This is a genomic window from Vibrio sp. 1288, from assembly GCF_033344475.1.
Genome location: NZ_JAWPOX010000444.1, coordinates 1 through 740, shown reverse-complemented (window position 1 = coordinate 740; position 740 = coordinate 1). Strand labels below are relative to the sequence as shown.

Sequence of the window (740 nt, the reverse complement as noted above, 5' to 3'; positions counted from 1 at the left end):
AACATGACATGACAGACGCAATGCAGCGCAATTTAACCCGCTTGAAGCTTGATGCTCAGTTGAGAGACATTCAAACGCGTTACTTAGCTTCTCCCGAATCAGTAATGGCGACATTACGTGCGCTAGAGTCGGATTATCAAGGTCAAATTCAACCGCTCGCTCGTCTAGTGAGTGCGTGGTTAGACATTGATGAAGTTAAGGAAGCTGAGAGGATTTTCCAAAACATTTCGCTTTCAGAAGATTGGTCAACCGATGACAAACTGGCTTACGGCAGCATGATGGTAAGCTTGAATCACTTTGAAGATTTTGATCGTTGGTATGCGAGCTCAGCATTAAACTCCGCAACACAAGATTTAAGTGCTTCGGAAGCATTACAGTTTGATGAACTCAAAACCCGTCGACTGTTGAGTCAAGCGGATCTGATGCTTGTTAATCAACAGCCTAAGCTTGCGTTGGATTTGTATGAACAAGTTTCTTTAAAGCCTGAGCCATTTAAAACTCAAGCAGAAATTGGCATGTTGCAAGCCAGTGCTTTGACTGGAGATGAAGCGACGTATCACGATATGCACCTCATTTTGAATAAAAAGCGCGATAGCTTAACTGCGGCACAGTTGATGACAGTGGCCGCGGTGTTTAACCAACAAGGCTATCGAAATGACGCTAATGCGCTAAATCAGTTGTTGGGTGCGATGCCTGATGCCGACGCATTAGCGTTTCGCAATAGCATGTCTATAGCAATG

At 44.5% G+C, this 740-nt stretch carries 1 pseudogene; it reads left to right on the top strand.

The features are described 5' to 3' along the window. Nucleotides 1-740 (top strand): annotated as a pseudogene (locus R8O11_RS27285) (cellulose synthase); the annotation flags it as partial.